The organism is Roseiterribacter gracilis (genome assembly GCA_018332375.1).
Classification (GTDB): Bacteria; Pseudomonadota; Alphaproteobacteria; order BOG-932; family Roseiterribacteraceae; genus Roseiterribacter; species Roseiterribacter gracilis.
The window spans coordinates 3787393-3802843 of sequence record BOPV01000001.1; the positions used below are offsets into that span (position 1 = coordinate 3787393).

The following is a 15451-nucleotide window of genomic DNA, read 5'->3' on the forward strand; positions in this document are numbered from 1 at the left end:
GTCTAATTCCTCTTAGGCGGCTTTGGACAGCTTCGCGATCGTGTCGCGTTCGCGGTCGTGTTCGGCGTCCAGCATCTTCTGGACCGATTGGTAGGTGCGCTGGATGTCGATCATCTGCGACATCTCCAGCACGGGATTGACGTTCGACTGTTCCAGCATTCCCTGCTGGATCGTCGTCGTGTCGGTGTCGGCGAGCGCCGGCTCCTGATTCGCGTTGAGCAGACCGCCGCCTTCCTGGGTCAGGAAGTTCGGGCGGTCGAATTTGTAGACCCCGATACGGCCCACGACCTGCAGCGCGCCGCCCTGGCCTTCGACGGCCACGGTGACGCTGCCGTCCGGACCGATCGCAATCTTGGTGGTGCGGTCGGGAATGCGGATTTCGCCGCCGCCGTCATCGACGACGGTGCGGCCATTCTGGTCGACCAGCACGCCTTCGCTGGTCACCGACAGGGCGCCGCCGCGGGAATAGCGCAGGCCGTTCGCAGTCTGGACGCCGAGATAGCCCGGGCCCTGGAGGGCGATATCGAGCGGATTGCCGGTCTGGGTGATCGGGCCGGCCCGCATGTCGCGGTAGCTGCCATAGTCCGAAACCATCGAAATCCGGCCGGGAAGGTCGGTCTTGCCGCTGGTCTGCCCGACCAAGTGCTCGAGAAAGAGGACTTTCTCATTCTTGAAGCCGGTCGTCGACATGTTGGCGACGTTGTTGGCGACCACGTCCATTTGGCGCCGAAGCGCCACTTGGAGGGAAAGGCCGATAAAGGACGCGTTCTCCATCGCGAGATCTCGTGTGCCCAGTCGTTGCCAAATTCGGGACGGTCCGGGATGGGCCGTCGCCACCCTCTACGCAGGCCGCGTGCCAACTCGGGCCAAGGACGGGGATCACTTACGGCCATGCGGATTCCGGACGGATTGTCTGGGATTTCACATGGACGAACTGCACGAGGGGCGTGGTACAAGCCCTTGCCGGGCGGCAGAACTTGCCGCCTGAGAAACGTTCGATTAACCAGCTTGGACTAGGCTCCGCGCGATCCCTTACGCGCGAAATTCTGAGGTTTCCCGATCGATGGCGGCGAACACGGCGAACGCACTCCTGGCGGACGACGCCCCCGAGGTTGCGGAAATTGATCCAGCGAAGCTTCCGCGAAAGAAGCTGAGCGGCAAACGACTGGTGCTCTTCATTGCACTGCCGTTGTTGTTGCTCGCTTTGATCGGCGGCGGCTTGGCGGTGTCGGGCATGTTCTCGAAACATGAGAAGCCAGTCGAAACGACGGCTGGTCCGGGCGTCTTTTATGACGTGCCCGAGATTCTCGTGAATCTTGACTCGGCCGGTAAGCAACCGCGCTTTCTCAAAGTTGCGATCTCGATCGAACTTTCGAAACCGGAAGATGTCGAAGCGATCAAGAAGTTGCTTCCGCGCGTCGTCGATCAATTCCAGGTCTTCCTGCGCGGTCTTCGCATCGAAGACATGAAGGGCTCGGTCGGCGTCTATCGTCTGCGCCAGGAACTGCTGCAGCGCGTGACGGAAGCAGCACAACCGATCCAGGTGCGGGACGTGCTGTTCCGCGAATTCCTGGTTCAGTAGGCGGAACCCGAAACGCCATGAGCGACGCAGCACAAGACGAAGACCAGATTGCCGCCGAATGGGCGGCAATGGCTGGCGATGAAGGTGGCGGCGGCAGCCAGGCCCGTATTCTGAATCAGGACGAAATCGACAGCCTGTTGGGCTTCGATCGCGGCGCTGCTTCGGACTCCGAAAATTCGGGCGTGATGGCGCTGATCAATTCGGCGCTCGTCAGCTACGAACGCCTGCCGATGCTCGACATCGTGTTCGACCGTTTGGTCCGCATGATGTCGACAAGCTTGCGCAACCTGACGTCGGACAACGTCGAAGCCTCGCTCGACCAGATCTCGTCGGTGCGCTTCGGCGACTATCTGAATTCGATTCCGCTGCCGGCGATGCTGTCGGTCTTCAAAGCCGAAGAGTGGGACAATTACGGCCTGCTCACCGTCGACTCGGCGCTGATCTATTCGATCGTCGACGTGTTGCTCGGCGGTCGCCGCGGTACGGCAGCGATGCGTATCGAAGGTCGTCCCTACACGACCATCGAACGCAACCTCGTCGAGCGCATGGTGCACGTGGTCCTGTCGGACCTGTCGAGCGCGTTCGATCCGCTGTCGCCGGTGACGTTCCGCTTCGACCGTCTCGAAACCAATCCGCGTTTCGCCGCGATTACGCGCGCCGGCAACGCGGCGGTGCTGGTCAAGATCCGCATCGACATGGAAGACCGCGGCGGACGCCTGGAGCTTCTGATCCCGTACGCGACCCTCGAACCTGTCCGCGAACTTCTGCTGCAGATGTTCATGGGTGAAAAGTTCGGTCGCGACTCGATCTGGGAAACCCACTTGTCGAGCGAGCTCTATCACACCGATGTCGAGCTCAAGGCGATCCTGGGTGAAACGCCGTCGACCTTGAACGAAGTTCTGAACTGGAAGATCGGCACGCGGCTGATGTTCAACACACAGCCCGACAGTCTCATCCAGATGCGCTGCGGTGACCGACCGCTCTATTTCGGACGCATGGGCCGTAAATCGCAAAATCTTGCCGTGCGCGTCGAAATGGACGCGCCGCGCGAAGAGTAGGAGCGAGCGCCATGTCCACCACGCTGCTTGTCCTGCTTGATCTTTGCCTCGCCGGCTTGGTCATCCCGCTGTTGATTCAGATGATGCGCGCCAATCGCGCGCTCGCCATCGTGCGCGACGGCAAGGCGGAATTCTCACAGCTGGTCGGTTCGTTGGCCGAAGCCGTCGCCAAGGCCGACATCTCGATCAACACGCTCAAGGCGTCGGCCGCCGAATATGATGGCACGCTGCAGAAGCAGATCGGCACGGCGCGTGCGCTGGTCGACGAACTGCAGATGATCAATGAATCGGCGAACAACCTGGCGTCGCGTCTCGAGCGCGCCACCGACGCGTCGCGCGGCATGATGCAGCCGACGCAAATCATCGCCGAAGCGCCTGCACCCGCGCCGCAACCAATGCCGCAGCCGGCGCCGCAGCACCAGCACCAGCAAGCCGCGCCCGCGCCACGTGCCGTGCCGCGCGCAGCCTCGACTGTGCCGGCCCGTGGCGGTCGTTCGCCGGAACCGATCCGTATTGAACCCACGCTCGAAGAAGAAGCGCCGCGCGAATTGAAAGCGCGCTCGGCGGCTGAACGCGAGCTGTACGAAGCTATCGAACTCTTGCGGCGGGGGAGCTGATGGCTTCGCAGCATCGCTTCTTCAACAATTTCCGTCTGCTTCCCGCGACCTTGGTCGTGGTGATGATCGTGTTCGGCGTGCGCGTGTTTGACGCCGTTTCGTTGCTGCTCGGCGGCGATGCAGTGCCGGCAGTGCAGACGGCGCAAGCGCAGACCAAAGCGCCGCCCGCATCGGCCGTGCCGAAAACCGAAGCTGCTGCTGCCAAGCCGGGACAAACGGCTGAGCCGCCCGCATCGTTGCCGGCGCCGGGCGCTGGTGGTGCTGCAGCACCGGCAGTGCAGAACGCGGCTGCGACGGGCGCGGCACCGAAGCCGGGAGCGCCGGCGCCTGCCGCGGCCGGCGACGGTCGCCGTCCGGTTCCGGAAGGCAATCTGTCGACTGCGGAAGTCGAGCTTTTGCAAACGCTGGCGACGCGCCGCAACGAACTTGATCAGCGCGCGCAGCAGGTTGAACAGCGCGAAGCGTTGCTGAAAGTCGGCGAAGACCGCGTCAACCAGAAGGTCGCCGAGCTGAATGCGCTGAAGCTGGACATCGAAAAGCTGCTCAGCATGCGCAAGTCGAAGGAAGAGGCCGAGCTGCAGAACCTCGTGAAGATTTACGAGGCGATGAAGCCGCGCGAAGCCGCGACCATCTTTGACGGTCTCGACATGCCGGTGCTGCTCGACGTGGTCGAGAAGATGAAGGATCAGAAGGTCGCGCCGATCTTTGCGCAGATGAAGCCGGAACGTTCGCGCGAAGTGACCGCGCGTCTGGCCGAACGCCGTAAATTGCCGCCGACCCCGCCCGCGAACGCGTTGCAGCCCGCTGCGTTGAGTGCGCCGATTCCGGCCCAAACGATGACGCCGCCGCCCGCGCAGGCGCAGCCGGCAGCGGCACCGAAGCCGGCTGCAAACAACAAGAAGTAAGACGCGGCGCCGGGCGATGTCCGGCGACGCGGTTCAGGACGAAGGAATACTGGTTCGATGGCTGCTGATATGAGCAAGCGCGTCCTGAGCGCCAACAACTACGGTCAATCTTGACGAGGTCCAACGTGGGCGAGACCGACGCGCAACGGCCGCTCACGCGGGACGAGATTGCGAACATCGTTCAAGACGTGCTGACGCACATGCACGGCGAAGAGACTGGCGGCGTCGGCAGTCTGTATCGCGAGCTGGGTGCGCTGGCGCTGTTCATTCGTCAGGCGCGCGATGACATCGCCGCGGTCCGCCCCGACGATATTCGCAGCACCGATATTCCGCGCGCGACCGACGAGCTGGATGCAGTCGTCGGCGCAACCGAAGCGGCGACCAACACGATTATGGATGCGGCTGAGAAGCTAACCGACATCGGTGGCGAAGTCGGCGGCGACGTGGAAACGCGCGTGACCGAAATCGTCGGACGTATCTACGAAGCTTGCAGCTTTCAGGACATTACCGGCCAACGCATCACCAAAGTCGTGAAGACGCTGAAAGTGATCGAAGGCAAAGTGGAACGGTTGCTGCGCGCCTTCGGCGACGAAGTTGCCGGATCGAGCGCCGAATTCGAACCAGCGCCGACGGGCGACGCGGCGCTGCTGAATGGGCCGCAATTGCCGGGCAAGGCGATGGACCAGGATGAGATTGATCGTTTGATGGCGGAGATGGGCTGAGATGCAGCATCGTCCCGCAACCATGCGCGGTCTGCGCGGCGCGACGGCGCTGGCGCTGATGTTCGCGTTGGCGCTGCCGACGCTCGCGCGTGCCGAAATTGGACCGCCGAGCGAAGCCGCCGCGTCCGAGCCTGAGCAAAAGCAGTCGACGCCGACCCAGTCGAAAAAGAAAACGCGCGACCAGCGTCGTCGCGAAGCCGCCGCGCCGAGCGAGTCCGAGGCACCACCGCCGACGACAACGCGCAGCCCCACCCGCAGCAGCAGCAGCACCGCTCGCAGCAAACAGGCTGCGGTGCAGCCAGTGTCGGAAACGCCGCCGCCGCCGACGCGCAATACCAAGCCGACCAAAATCACGCCGCCGCCGGCACCAACGCCCGCGCCTGCCGTTGCGACCAAGCAAGCACCGACGCCGGCGCCCCTCGCAGCGTCGCAGCAGATGGCGCTGCAACAGCCGGTTGGGACTGTGCGCCCCGGCACCAAGGGTGCTGCCAACAGTGCGCGCCCGACTGGTCCGGCACCGCTGCCGACCGTTGCGCCCGCACCGCCGCCGGTTGCGGCGCCGGTTGCCGTAGCAAGCGGTCCCGTCGCACCGGCGACGCCCGAATACATCCTCAAAGTGACGCCGCTCGCAGCCAGCAACGCGGCTGTGTTCCGTCGTCCTGGCGCGTTGTGGGTCGTGGTAGATCAGCCGACGGCCGCCGCCGCGTTCGAAATTGGCGGACCGAAGAAAGCGCAAATGCAGGCGCCCAAGCGCACCGCATTGGGCGCGGCCACCGCGTTTCGCGTCGATCTGCCCGAAGGTCTGGTTCCGACCGTCACCAAGACCGGTTTGACCTGGACCGTCACGCTGACGCCGCACGACGACCCCAATCCGGTCTCGCCCGATCCGCGCGTCGTGATGTTCGACAACAAGGCGCGTCTGCAAATTGAGGCACCGCGCGGCAGCACGCCGGTGACGCTCAACGATCCCGACACGGGCGATACGTTGCTCGTCGTGCCGATGCCGATCGAATCGAAAGGCTATGACGGCGGCCGCGAATACGCCGAATTCGAATTGATTCCCGCCGCGCATGGCGTCGTCGTTCGTCCGATCTCGGACACGGTCGGCGTCACGACCGGCACCGATGTCGTCGCGATCGATGCGCCCGGCGGTTTGAAATTGTCGTCGGTGCCGAATCTGAAAAGCCCGACGCAGCAAGTTTCGTCGGCCTTGAACGCCGAAATGGGCCCGGTCCGTGTCTTCGACATGAGTGGCTGGCGCGGCACGGGCCCGAAGCGGCAGCTGGTGCTGCGCCGGCGTGAGCTGGAACAGCAGGCGACGTCGCGCAAAGAGCCGGTGCAACGCCTGCCGACCTATCTCGAATTGGCGCGCCTGCATCTGACCTATGCGTACGGCCCGGAGACGCTCGGCTATCTGACGCTTGCAGTGCAGGCAGAGCCCGGAATCGAAGCGAGCCCTGAATTTCGCCAGCTGCGTGGTGCCGCCTATGCGCTCACCGGCAATATCGACGGCACGCGCGACGATCTCGGTCTGCCGCCGGTCTACGACCCGACTGACCTGTCGCTGTTCCGCGGCTATGCACTGGCGCGCAACGATCGCTGGGACGACGCATATCGCGCATTTCATTCCGGCCTTCCGTTGCTCGCGGCTTATCCTGACGAGCTGTTCCGCCCGCTTGCGCTGACGGCAATCGATGCAGCGACGCGCCAGGGCGACACCGGCATGGCCAAAACGCTGCTGTCGAAACTGGAAGAGCGTGAATCGCTGCGCCGTCCGACACAGGCCGCCGCGTCGTATTTCCGCGGCCAGGTGCTGGCCAACGAAGGCGACGCGCAGGGCGCATCGGTGATGTTCCGCGCCGCCGCTTTGTCGCGCGATCAGTGGTTCCGTTCGCGCGGCGAGCTGGCCTTGGTCGAGCAGGGGCTTGCGGCCGGCACGATGGAAACCGCCGAAGCCTTGCCGCGTTTGGAGAAGCTGCGTCTGGCTTGGCGCGGCGACGATCTCGAAATTCGCGTGCTGACTTTGTTGGGCCAGCAGCGCGTTGCAGCCGGCCAGCCCGAAGACGGCCTGTCGGCGCTGAAGATCGCCGCCGCGATCACCAACGAGACGCCCAAGGGCGAAGAAATCAAACAGTCGATGACGCGTATCTTCGACGATTTGTTCGAAGCCAACGGCGCCGACAAGCTGACGCCGCTGCGCGCGCTGGCGATCTTCCAGGACTATCGCGATCTGTCACCGCAAGTCGCGAAGCAGGATGCGGTGATCGAGCGTCTGGCCGATCGCATGGTGCAGATCGATTTGCTGGATCAGGCCGCCGATCTGTTGGCCAAGCAGGTCGCAATCAAGACCGAAGCTGCGGACAAAGCCCGTCTTGGCGCACGCATCGCCGGCATTCGCCTGAACGATTCCAAACCGGACCTTGCCATTCAGGCGCTGGATCAAAGCAACGGCGACAAGCTGGCGCCTGAATTGACCGGCGAACGTCGACTGCTGCGCGCACGCGCAATGTCGAAGCTGGGCAAGACCGACGAAGCAACTGCGTTGATCAAGGACGACACGTCGTCGGCCGCCGATCAGCTGCGCGTTGACATTGCGTGGCAGGCACGCCGCTGGAAAGCCGCGTCGGACGCGCTGGCGCGGCTCGCCGGTCCGCCGCCGGCGGATGGTGGACGGATCGACGACAACAAAGCGCGTCTGGTGTTGAACCGCGCCGTCGCGCTTGCGCTGGCCGAAGATCAAAACGCGCTGCAGCAGCTACGCCAGGTCTGGTGGCCGTTCATGCGCGACAGCAAAGACGGCGAGCTATTCCAGGTGCTGACTCGCAGCGCTGCCGAAGGCGGGCTCGATCTGGAAACGATCCGGGCGCAGGTCGCCGAGATCGACATGTTCAAAGGCTTCCTCGCCGCCTATCGCAAGCCGCCCGGCGGCGCATGATCCGAACCGAACGACTGCTGCTCCGCCCGTACGAACCGGCGGATGCGGAGTCGCTTGTGCAATTGCTCAACGACTTTGAAGTCGCGCGGTGGCTGGCGCGCGTGCCGCATCCCTATTCGCGGGCTGACGCAGAGTCATTTCTGGATATCAGCAAGACCGACGAGCGGCGCGCGTTCGCGATCACCTGCGATGGCACGCTGGTCGGTGGTATCGGGCTTGGACGACGGGCCGATGCGGCGGTCGAACTCGGCTACTGGATTGGCCGCCCCTTTCATCGCCGCGGCTATGCCGAAGAAGCGGCGCGGGCGCTGCTAAAATTTGCGTTCGAAACGTTGGGCGAGACGCGTGTGGTCGTGTCGGCTTTGCCCGACAACGCAGCCAGCCTGGCGTTGATTGCGAAGCTTGGGTTTCGCGCGCTTGGGCTGCAAACGTTTTACGTCAAACCGCTACGGCCCTGGCCGGCCGAGATCCCACATTTCGAGCTCAAAAGCCGCTAGCCGCCTGCGATTCCGCCGTAGCTGCGGATCAAGCTGCCGGCGATCAGGTACCAGCCGTCGACCAGCACGAAGAAGATGATCTTGAACGGCAGCGACACGGTGATCGGTGGCAGCATCATCATGCCCATCGACATCAGGATCGACGCGACGACCATGTCGATGATCAAGAACGGAATGAATAGAAGAAAGCCGATTTCAAACGCGCGCCGCAGCTCGCTGATGATGAAGCTCGGGACGATGATCTGAATCGGCACATCGGCGGGCGTTGCGAACGGACCGGCCTTGGCGACGTCGGCGAACAGTTGAATGTCCTGCCGCCGCGTATGCTGCAGCATGAATTGCTTGAACGGTGTGATCGCTTTGTCGAACGCCTCGGTCTCGTCGATCCGCTCGTCGAGCAGCGGGCGGATGCCTTCCTCGTACGATTTGTTCAGCACCGGCGCCATGATGAAGCCGGTCAGGAACAAGGCCAGCGAAAGCATCACGACGTTCGGCGGCGTCGTCTGAATGCCGATCGCGCTGCGCAGCATGGACAGCACGACCACGATGCGCGTGAACGACGTCATCATGATCAGGATGGCGGGCGCGATCGACAGGACGGTCATCAGCCCGACAAGCTGCACGACGCGGCCGGCAAGCGTGCCGGTGCCTTGACCGCCAGCGTCGAGCGTCAGGCGCTGCGCCATCGCTGGATCGGCAAAGGCCAACATCAGGGTGAACGCACCGCCCAACAGCGCGGCAAACAGAATCGAACGACGTGTCACGCGGTTTCTGGCCCGATCTCGAAGTCTTGGTCCGGCAATTCAAAGCGGGCGCTGCCGATGTCGCGTTCGACAACGATCGCTTCGTTCAGGCCGAGCAGTAGCAGATGTTCGGTTTCGTCGCGCCGGACCAGCACCAGGCGGCGGCGTGCATCGAGCGTCAGAACTTCGACGAGCTGCAGGCGGCGGACGCGTCCCGCCGGCGTCACCAGCGGACCTGCCAGCCCGAAGCGCCGAACCAGCCAGGCCAGGCCGACGATCAGCCCCAGCACCAGGATCAGCGCCAATATATAAGAGACGTAGCCGCTCGCGCTCATCGCTGGGCTGCCCGCATGTCCGCGGCCAGCCCGTCGAACGAGGCGACCAGCGCTTCAAGCTTGGCGACATAGACCGGACGATGCTCACGCGGGGCATCGGTCAGGGCGCGGCAAATCTGTTCGACCTCGACGTCGAGCCCGGTCAGGTCGACCAGCGCGCCGGCCGCATAGGCCCGACGGGTGGCATCGACCAGGTCGATCAGGGCATCGAGCGTGGCGGCCGGATCATCGTCGTCATTCATCACTTCGGTCCGCCGGAACGCAGCCTGCCGTTGGTGCGGTAGATGTAATTGAGGATTTCGGCGACCGCGAGCAGCGCTTCGGTCGGGATGTCACTGTCGATCTCGACCTTGGACAGAAGCTCGGCCAGGTCGCGGTCTTCGCGGACCTTGATGCCACTGGCGAAGGCGATTTCCAGAATCTTGTCAGCCAAGGTGCCGCGGCCCGACGCGACGACCCGCGGCAACCGGTCGCCGCCCAGCTCGTAGCTGAGCGCTACGGCGGTTTTGCGCTTTTCGTCGGAACCCGAGGATGGAGACACGGAGGCTGGCGGTCCGGCGACTGGAGGTGCCGGATCAGACGCGAGCCGGCTTTAAGCCTTGGTAAACCGAGACTCGCCCGCGCGTAAGCCTTCCTTAAGCGCCCTTTGGCCAGTATCTTGGCGCGCAACGCAGACCGCGGGCGGCACATGCCAGGCCCCAGGAACTTCCAGGGCGGACCCCAGGGACATGGACCTTTCGAACCTCGACTTGTTCAAAGCGATCGGCCGCAAAATGGGCTGGTTGACTCAGCGCGAGAACGTCATCGCGCAGAACATCGCCAACACCGACACGCCCGGGTTTCGCGCCCTCGATATCGCGCCGCTGACCTTCAAGGACACGCTGAGCGCGAAGCTGCAGCCGACTACGACCAGCGCCAAGCATTTGGTGTCAGCGTCGAGCGGCAAGGCTGGCGACTCCAAGGTCTCCGCCGAAAAGAAGCCGTGGGAAATTTCGCCGTCGAACAACGGCGTGGTGGTTGAAGAGCAGATGATGAAGTCGGCCAACACAGCGTCCGACTATCAGCTGATGCTCAACCTCTACAAAAAGAACGTCACGATGCTGCGGACCGCGCTTGGCCGCGGCGGCGGCGTTTGAGCAGGCACATTATGGATGAACTGACCAAGACGGCTGATATCGCAGCCTCGGGCATGAAGGCACAGAGCCTTCGTATCCGCGTCATTTCCGAAAACATGGCGAACGCCGGCACGACCGCGACGACGCCGAACGATCAGCCCTACCGGCGCAAGCTCGTCACCTTCAAGGCCGAGCTCGATCGTGCCACCGGCGCGCACAAAGTTGCGATCAACCGGGTCGGCAACGACAAGAGCGAACTGCCAAAGAAATTCGACCCCGGTCATCCGGCTGCTGATGCCAACGGGTATGTCGCGTCGACCAACGTCAATTCGTTGATCGAAGTGATGGATATGCGCGAAGCCCAGCGCAGCTACGAAGCCAATATCGGTGTCCTGACGACGTCGCAGGGCATGCTCTCCCGCACAATCGACCTGCTGCGCTAGGAGCGCGCCGTCACATGAATATGAACGCAGCGATTTCGGCCTACAAAGCCGCGCAGGGTGGTGTCTCGCCGGGTACCGGCATGGCCGCGCGCGAGACCGAAAGCACCGGCCCGTCCTTTGGCAGCCTGGTCAAAGAAGCGGTCCAGCAGGCGATCGCGACCCAGAAACACAGCGCGCAGGTCAGCGACGCCGCCGTCAAAGGCAAGGCCGACATGACCGACGTCGTGCTGGCGGTGAACAACGCCGAGACCACGCTGCAGAGCGTTGTCGCGGTGCGCGACAAGGTCGTGGCGGCCTACCAGGAAATCATGCGCATGCCGATCTGATCGGCAGCGTCTCGCATATTCCACTTCTGACGATTCGCTCGTGAATCAGACCGACGTTCTTGACCTCGTGCGCGAGGGGCTGATGACGGCGCTCATCATCGCCGGCCCGGTCATGATCGTCGGCCTTGTGGTCGGCGTGCTGGTGTCGCTGTTCCAGACACTGACGCAGCTCAATGAAATGACCTTGGCGTTCATCCCGAAGATCCTGGCGATCTTCGTTGCTCTGCTGATTTTCGGCCCGTTCATGCTGCAGCAGCTCGAAAGCTTCATGCGCATGACGACCGATAAAATCGTCTCACTTCCGTAAGCCGCGTCCATGCCGGCGCTCGACCAGCTCAACACGCTGCTTGCCGGCGGCGTGTTTGCGATCATGCTGGTGTTCACCCGCGTCGGCGTCGCCATGCTGAATCTGCCCGGCTTTGGCGATACGTCGGTGCCGGCCCAGGCGCGTCTGTTTCTTGCGCTCGCCTTCAGCGTCGCGATTACGCCGATCCTGCGTGCGAAACTGCCTGCTGCGCCGGACGAACCCGCGTTGCTGATCCTCTTGCTCGGCAGCGAAGTGATCATCGGCCTGTTCATCGGCACGGTCGGCCGCGTGATCCTGACGTCGCTGGAAACAGCAGGCCAGTTGATCGGCCATCAGACCGGCTTTTCGATCGCGTCGGTTTTCAATCCGCAGATTGCGTCGGCTGGTTCGTTGGCCGGTTCGTTGCTGTCGACGATGGCGGTCGTGCTGCTGTTCGTAACGGACCTACATCACATGCTGCTGCGCGGCCTGCTCGGCAGCTATGACCTGTTCCCAGCCGGCGGACCGCTGCCGATCGGTGATCTGGCGAGCGTGATCGCCAAAGTCGTCGCCGCGTCGTTCACCATTGGTGTGCAGTTGTCGGCGCCATTCATCATCGTGGCGCTGATGCTGATGGTGGGGCTGGGTTTGATCGCGCGCATGATGCCGCAGATCCAGATCTTCTTCGTTGCGCAGCCGATCCAGCTCGCGCTTGGTATTTTCATCTTCGCCGTCGTGCTGCCAGCAATGGCGCTGTTCTGGATGACCAAGTTCCAGATGTCGATGCAGACCTTCCTCTCGCCCGGGACACCGTAGCGATGGCGGAAGGTGGCGATGAAGAAGGCCGCACAGAAGACCCTACGAGTAGACGGCTCGAGGAAGCGCGCGCCAAAGGCAACATCCCGATCAGCAAGGAACTGAACAACTGGTTCGTGTTCCTCAGCGCCGGTTTGATGATGATGATTCTGGTGCCGTCGGCGGCACGCGATCTGGCAGTCGTGTTGCGCCCGTTCCTGGCACAACCCGAAGCCTTCGCCACCGATCGGTTTGCGCTCGGCCGCGTGCTGATGGACGCGCTGATGTCTGCCGCCAAATCGGTCGGCCTGATCTTGTTGCTGTTCTTCATCTCGGGCCTCTCATCGTCACTGATGCAGGCCGGTTTCAATATCAGCGGTGAATCGCTGAAGCCGAATTTGAGCAAGATCAATCCGCTCAAAGGATTCGGCCGCATCTTCTCGTCGAAGTCGGTGATCGAGCTGCTCAAGGCGATCGCGAAGCTGAGCGTGGTCAGCATCATCGTCGTCGCAACCATGTTGCCGTCCTTCGGCGGCATTGAGCGCTTCGTCTCGATCGACATCTCGGACTTTCTCGGCGAATTCCGCACCATGACGCTGAAGGCGGTCGGTGGCGTGCTGGCGATCATGACGCTGGTCGCCGCGGTCGACCTCTTCTTCGTGCGCTGGTCGTGGTGGAAGAGCCTGAAAATGTCGAAGCAGGAAGTGAAGGACGAATACAAGCAGTCGGAAGGCAGCCCCGAAGTCAAACAGCGCCAGCGTCAGTTGCGCTTCGACAAGGCACGCCGGCGCATTTTGCAGGCGGTGCCGAAAGCCGACGTGGTGATCACCAACCCGACGCATTTTGCGGTCGCGTTGCAGTACGATCCTGAGAAGATGCAAGCGCCGGTCGTGGTCGCGAAAGGCGTCGATTTTCTTGCGGCAAAAATCCGCGAGATCGCCAAAGAGCACGACATCACGATCACGGAAAATCCGCCGCTCGCCCGTGCGATCTACGCGACGGTCGATATCGACCACCCGATCAAAGAAGAACATTACCGCGCGGTGGCGGAAGTCATCAGCTACGTGTTCAAGCTCAAACGCAAAGTGATGAAGTAGACGCTTACGCTGCGGCGACGTCGGAACTTGCGCGCCACGCCGGCAACCGCACCGTTGCGGTGGTTCCTTTTCCCGGTGCGCTCTGCAGAATCAATTCGCCGCCATGCGCTTCGACCAGACGTTTGGTCAGCGGCAGGCCGAGGCCGGTTCCTTCGGTCGTACGGTTGAATGCGGTCTCGGCGCGGCCGAACGGTGCCATCACCAGCGTCAAATCGGATTCGGAAATGCCGATACCGTTGTCTTCGAACGACAAGACGACGTTGCCGTCGCGGTCGCGCGTCAGTCGCACCACGATTTTCCCGCCCGGCGGCGTGTATTTCACTGCGTTGGCCAGAAGATTCAGCGCGACCTGACGGATGCGGCGTTCGTCGCAAACGACCGGGGTCGAATCGAGATCGGTTTCGAGCAACATCGAGATTTGTCCCGATTCAGCGCGCGGCGCCAGCATGCGCACGCAGGCCTGCAGCGTTTGCCGTAGATCGACTTTTTCTTCCGACAGCGACAAGTGTCCGGCTTCGAGCGTCGACAGATCGAGAATGTCGTTGATCAGCTGCAGCAGATGCGAGGCGCTTTCGTGAATGTCGCGCGCATATTCGACATAGGCGGGAGCGCCGACCGGCCCGACAATTTCGCGCTCGATCATTTCGGCAAAGCCGATCACCGCATTCAGCGGCGTACGCAGCTCGTGGCTCATCGTCGCCAGGAACGCGCTTTTTGCGCGGCTGGCGCTTTCGGCAACGCTGCGCGCTTCTTCCAGGCGCGCGGCATGTTGCGAGGCCGCCTGTTCCGCAGCCAGCGCGTTTTCGCGCAGCGTCTCGAGCGCGTTGCCCATCTGGCCGATTTCGTCTTCACGGGCGCGATGCGGCACGTCGATCGTACGCTCGCCTTCGGCGATGCGCACGACGGTGCGGGTCAGCGCCAGGATCGGGAACACGACGCGGCGGCCGAACATCGCAACTGCCAGCGCGCCGACGCCCAAAGTTAGCAGCGCCATGCCGGCAACCGTGATCAAGGCGCGCAGTGCTGAGAAACGGCGTGCATCGGCGCGTTCAGCCGCAATTTTGAGCGCCGCATCGCGCAAGGTCAGAACCCGCTGCACGACCGGATACTGCATGATCCGCAGGTCATCGACTGTGAGCGCGGCGTTGTTGCCGTTGGTTGCGTCGACAACCAGCCCGTACAGTTTGCGGCTTTCGCCGAAATATTCGAACTCGACCAAATGAATTTCGGATTCGAGTTCAGTGTCGGCGCCGGCCTGTTCGATCAGCGCGCGAATACGCGACCAGCTTTGATCGACGCGGCCGCGCATCTCGGCAAGCTGTTCGGCGGCGAGGTTGGAAATCGGGCCGCGATTCGCAATCAGATCGATATGGATGTTGCCGGCCCGGCCCGCGAAGTCGCGCAGGTCAGAGGCGACGCGCGCCACCGACGCGAATTGTCCGACCGTCGGGTCGGCGCGCGCGACTGCACCTTCGAGCACGTTTTCCAGCCGCGCATATTCGTCGAGCAGATTGACGATCGACGGGATGAAGCCGGTGATGAATGTCTGGTCGCGCTGTGCCGCCGGCAACAGAATCTGGCGGTCGACGACGGCGCGCAGTTCGCGAATGCGGTGCGCCAGCTGCTGCACGTCGGCAATCGGCACTTCGCTCGCGATCGGCGACAGGCGGTGCAGATAGGCCAAGGTCATTGCCAGCGCCGTATCGGTGCGGGCGCGATCGAATTCCAGCGCTTCGATTCGTTCGGCCGGCAACGGGTCGGGGCGGCGAAGCGCCGCGTTGGTGGCGCCGCGTTCGACCGCGACGACTTCGACCACGCGTAAAGCGGCGGCGAGCGCCTCGACATGGGCGCCGGCGGTTTGGGCTGCGCGCAGATCCTGGACGCGCGCGGCCAATCCGATCGCCGTCCCGACGGTGGCTGCACCGGCGACGGCGAGCATCCAGGCGATAAAGACGGCGCGGACCCGCATTGCTCGGACCTACGCAAGCTGATTGA

The 15451-nt window shown here is 63.2% G+C and carries 19 protein-coding genes; 13 read left to right on the forward strand and 6 right to left on the reverse strand.

The window, feature by feature from the left end; translation table 11 throughout:
* Nucleotides 1-12: 12 nt before the first annotated feature.
* Nucleotides 13-774, reverse strand: coding sequence for a flagellar basal-body rod protein FlgF (gene flgF, locus TMPK1_RS18845; protein WP_420244990.1), 762 nt, complete (start codon nt 772-774; stop codon nt 13-15).
* A 289-nt stretch (nt 775-1063) separates the two neighbouring features.
* On the opposite strand from flgF, the gene TMPK1_RS18850 reads away from it, so the two are divergent.
* The 7 genes from TMPK1_RS18850 (at nt 1064) to TMPK1_RS18880 (ending at nt 8316) form a co-directional block, all read left to right on the forward strand.
* Complete coding sequence (locus tag TMPK1_RS18850) at nt 1064-1582, forward strand: flagellar basal body-associated FliL family protein (protein WP_420244992.1); 519 nt, start codon at nt 1064-1066, stop codon at nt 1580-1582.
* A gap of 17 nt (nt 1583-1599) precedes the next feature.
* On the forward strand, nt 1600-2640 hold the full coding sequence (gene fliM, locus TMPK1_RS18855; RefSeq protein WP_420244993.1) for a flagellar motor switch protein FliM: 1041 nt from the start codon (nt 1600-1602) through the stop codon (nt 2638-2640).
* A gap of 11 nt (nt 2641-2651) precedes the next feature.
* Nucleotides 2652-3257: a DUF6468 domain-containing protein gene (locus TMPK1_RS18860; protein WP_420244995.1), complete on the forward strand. Its 606-nt coding sequence runs from the start codon at nt 2652-2654 to the stop codon at nt 3255-3257.
* Nucleotides 3257-4162 carry a MotE family protein gene (locus TMPK1_RS18865; protein WP_420244996.1) on the forward strand — a complete coding sequence of 302 codons (906 nt, stop codon included), beginning with the start codon at nt 3257-3259 and terminating at the stop codon, nt 4160-4162. The genes TMPK1_RS18860 and TMPK1_RS18865 overlap by 1 nt, the downstream gene beginning before the upstream one ends.
* A gap of 125 nt (nt 4163-4287) precedes the next feature.
* A complete protein-coding gene (locus TMPK1_RS18870) occupies nt 4288-4884 on the forward strand; it encodes a protein phosphatase CheZ (RefSeq protein WP_420244998.1) in 597 nt (198 codons plus the stop codon).
* A gap of 1 nt (nt 4885) precedes the next feature.
* Nucleotides 4886-7819, forward strand: coding sequence for a tetratricopeptide repeat protein (locus tag TMPK1_RS18875; protein WP_420245000.1), 2934 nt, complete (start codon nt 4886-4888; stop codon nt 7817-7819).
* Complete coding sequence (locus TMPK1_RS18880; protein ID WP_420245002.1) at nt 7816-8316, forward strand: GNAT family N-acetyltransferase; 501 nt, start codon at nt 7816-7818, stop codon at nt 8314-8316. Before TMPK1_RS18875 ends, TMPK1_RS18880 begins: the two co-directional genes overlap by 4 nt.
* On the opposite strand, the gene fliP is transcribed toward TMPK1_RS18880, so the two are convergent.
* The 4 genes from fliP to TMPK1_RS18900 are packed head-to-tail and all read right to left on the reverse strand — an operon-like array spanning nt 8313 to nt 9935.
* Nucleotides 8313-9080 carry a flagellar type III secretion system pore protein FliP gene (gene fliP / locus TMPK1_RS18885; RefSeq protein WP_420245003.1) on the reverse strand — a complete coding sequence of 256 codons (768 nt, stop codon included), beginning with the start codon at nt 9078-9080 and terminating at the stop codon, nt 8313-8315. The two genes, TMPK1_RS18880 and fliP, sit on opposite strands and share 4 nt — an antisense overlap.
* Nucleotides 9077-9394 (reverse strand): flagellar biosynthetic protein FliO, encoded by a 318-nt coding sequence (locus TMPK1_RS18890; protein WP_420245005.1) that lies wholly within the window; start codon nt 9392-9394, stop codon nt 9077-9079. Before TMPK1_RS18890 ends, fliP begins: the two co-directional genes overlap by 4 nt.
* Nucleotides 9391-9636 (reverse strand): hypothetical protein, encoded by a 246-nt coding sequence (locus TMPK1_RS18895; RefSeq protein ID WP_420245007.1) that lies wholly within the window; start codon nt 9634-9636, stop codon nt 9391-9393. Before TMPK1_RS18895 ends, TMPK1_RS18890 begins: the two co-directional genes overlap by 4 nt.
* The gene (locus TMPK1_RS18900; RefSeq protein WP_420245009.1) at nt 9636-9935 is read right to left on the reverse strand and encodes an EscU/YscU/HrcU family type III secretion system export apparatus switch protein; all 300 of its coding nucleotides are present in this window, start codon (nt 9933-9935) and stop codon (nt 9636-9638) included. Before TMPK1_RS18900 ends, TMPK1_RS18895 begins: the two co-directional genes overlap by 1 nt.
* 187 nt (nt 9936-10122) lie before the next feature.
* Between TMPK1_RS18900 and TMPK1_RS18905 the strand changes: the two genes are divergently transcribed.
* From TMPK1_RS18905 to flhB, 6 genes are read left to right on the forward strand one after another with little or no spacing between them, the layout of a single operon-like run.
* Nucleotides 10123-10530: a flagellar basal body rod protein FlgB gene (locus TMPK1_RS18905; protein WP_420245010.1), complete on the forward strand. Its 408-nt coding sequence runs from the start codon at nt 10123-10125 to the stop codon at nt 10528-10530.
* Nucleotides 10531-10541: 11 nt separating this feature from the next.
* A complete protein-coding gene (flgC, locus tag TMPK1_RS18910) occupies nt 10542-10952 on the forward strand; it encodes a flagellar basal body rod protein FlgC (RefSeq protein ID WP_420245012.1) in 411 nt (136 codons plus the stop codon).
* 14 nt (nt 10953-10966) lie between these two features.
* Nucleotides 10967-11278: a flagellar hook-basal body complex protein FliE gene (gene fliE / locus TMPK1_RS18915; RefSeq protein WP_420245013.1), complete on the forward strand. Its 312-nt coding sequence runs from the start codon at nt 10967-10969 to the stop codon at nt 11276-11278.
* A 40-nt stretch (nt 11279-11318) separates the two neighbouring features.
* Nucleotides 11319-11585, forward strand: a complete 267-nt coding sequence (fliQ, locus tag TMPK1_RS18920; protein ID WP_420245015.1) for a flagellar biosynthesis protein FliQ — start codon at nt 11319-11321, stop codon at nt 11583-11585.
* Between the two features lie 9 nt (nt 11586-11594).
* Nucleotides 11595-12380 (forward strand): flagellar biosynthetic protein FliR, encoded by a 786-nt coding sequence (gene fliR, locus TMPK1_RS18925; protein ID WP_420245017.1) that lies wholly within the window; start codon nt 11595-11597, stop codon nt 12378-12380.
* Between the two features lie 2 nt (nt 12381-12382).
* The gene (flhB, locus tag TMPK1_RS18930; protein WP_420245018.1) at nt 12383-13456 is read left to right on the forward strand and encodes a flagellar biosynthesis protein FlhB; all 1074 of its coding nucleotides are present in this window, start codon (nt 12383-12385) and stop codon (nt 13454-13456) included.
* 4 nt (nt 13457-13460) lie between these two features.
* Here flhB and TMPK1_RS18935 read toward each other — a convergent pair whose 3' ends face one another.
* Nucleotides 13461-15425 (reverse strand): sensor histidine kinase, encoded by a 1965-nt coding sequence (locus TMPK1_RS18935; protein WP_420245020.1) that lies wholly within the window; start codon nt 15423-15425, stop codon nt 13461-13463.
* Nucleotides 15426-15451 lie beyond the last annotated feature (26 nt).

Bases quoted from the DNA above. Each gene is read 5' to 3' on its own strand.
- flgF (WP_420244990.1), bottom strand. From the start codon at position 774: ATGGAGAACGCGTCCTTTATCGGCCTTTCCCTCCAAGTGGCGCTTCGG.
- TMPK1_RS18850 (WP_420244992.1), top strand. From the start codon at position 1,064: ATGGCGGCGAACACGGCGAACGCACTCCTGGCGGACGACGCCCCCGAG.
- fliM (WP_420244993.1), top strand. From the start codon at position 1,600: ATGAGCGACGCAGCACAAGACGAAGACCAGATTGCCGCCGAATGGGCG.
- TMPK1_RS18860 (WP_420244995.1), top strand. From the start codon at position 2,652: ATGTCCACCACGCTGCTTGTCCTGCTTGATCTTTGCCTCGCCGGCTTG.
- TMPK1_RS18865 (WP_420244996.1), top strand. From the start codon at position 3,257: ATGGCTTCGCAGCATCGCTTCTTCAACAATTTCCGTCTGCTTCCCGCG.
- TMPK1_RS18875 (WP_420245000.1), top strand. From the start codon at position 4,886: ATGCAGCATCGTCCCGCAACCATGCGCGGTCTGCGCGGCGCGACGGCG.
- TMPK1_RS18880 (WP_420245002.1), top strand. From the start codon at position 7,816: ATGATCCGAACCGAACGACTGCTGCTCCGCCCGTACGAACCGGCGGAT.
- TMPK1_RS18890 (WP_420245005.1), bottom strand. From the start codon at position 9,394: ATGAGCGCGAGCGGCTACGTCTCTTATATATTGGCGCTGATCCTGGTG.
- TMPK1_RS18895 (WP_420245007.1), bottom strand. From the start codon at position 9,636: ATGAATGACGACGATGATCCGGCCGCCACGCTCGATGCCCTGATCGAC.
- TMPK1_RS18905 (WP_420245010.1), top strand. From the start codon at position 10,123: ATGGACCTTTCGAACCTCGACTTGTTCAAAGCGATCGGCCGCAAAATG.
- flgC (WP_420245012.1), top strand. From the start codon at position 10,542: ATGGATGAACTGACCAAGACGGCTGATATCGCAGCCTCGGGCATGAAG.
- fliE (WP_420245013.1), top strand. From the start codon at position 10,967: ATGAATATGAACGCAGCGATTTCGGCCTACAAAGCCGCGCAGGGTGGT.
- fliR (WP_420245017.1), top strand. From the start codon at position 11,595: ATGCCGGCGCTCGACCAGCTCAACACGCTGCTTGCCGGCGGCGTGTTT.
- flhB (WP_420245018.1), top strand. From the start codon at position 12,383: ATGGCGGAAGGTGGCGATGAAGAAGGCCGCACAGAAGACCCTACGAGT.
- TMPK1_RS18935 (WP_420245020.1), bottom strand. From the start codon at position 15,425: ATGCGGGTCCGCGCCGTCTTTATCGCCTGGATGCTCGCCGTCGCCGGT.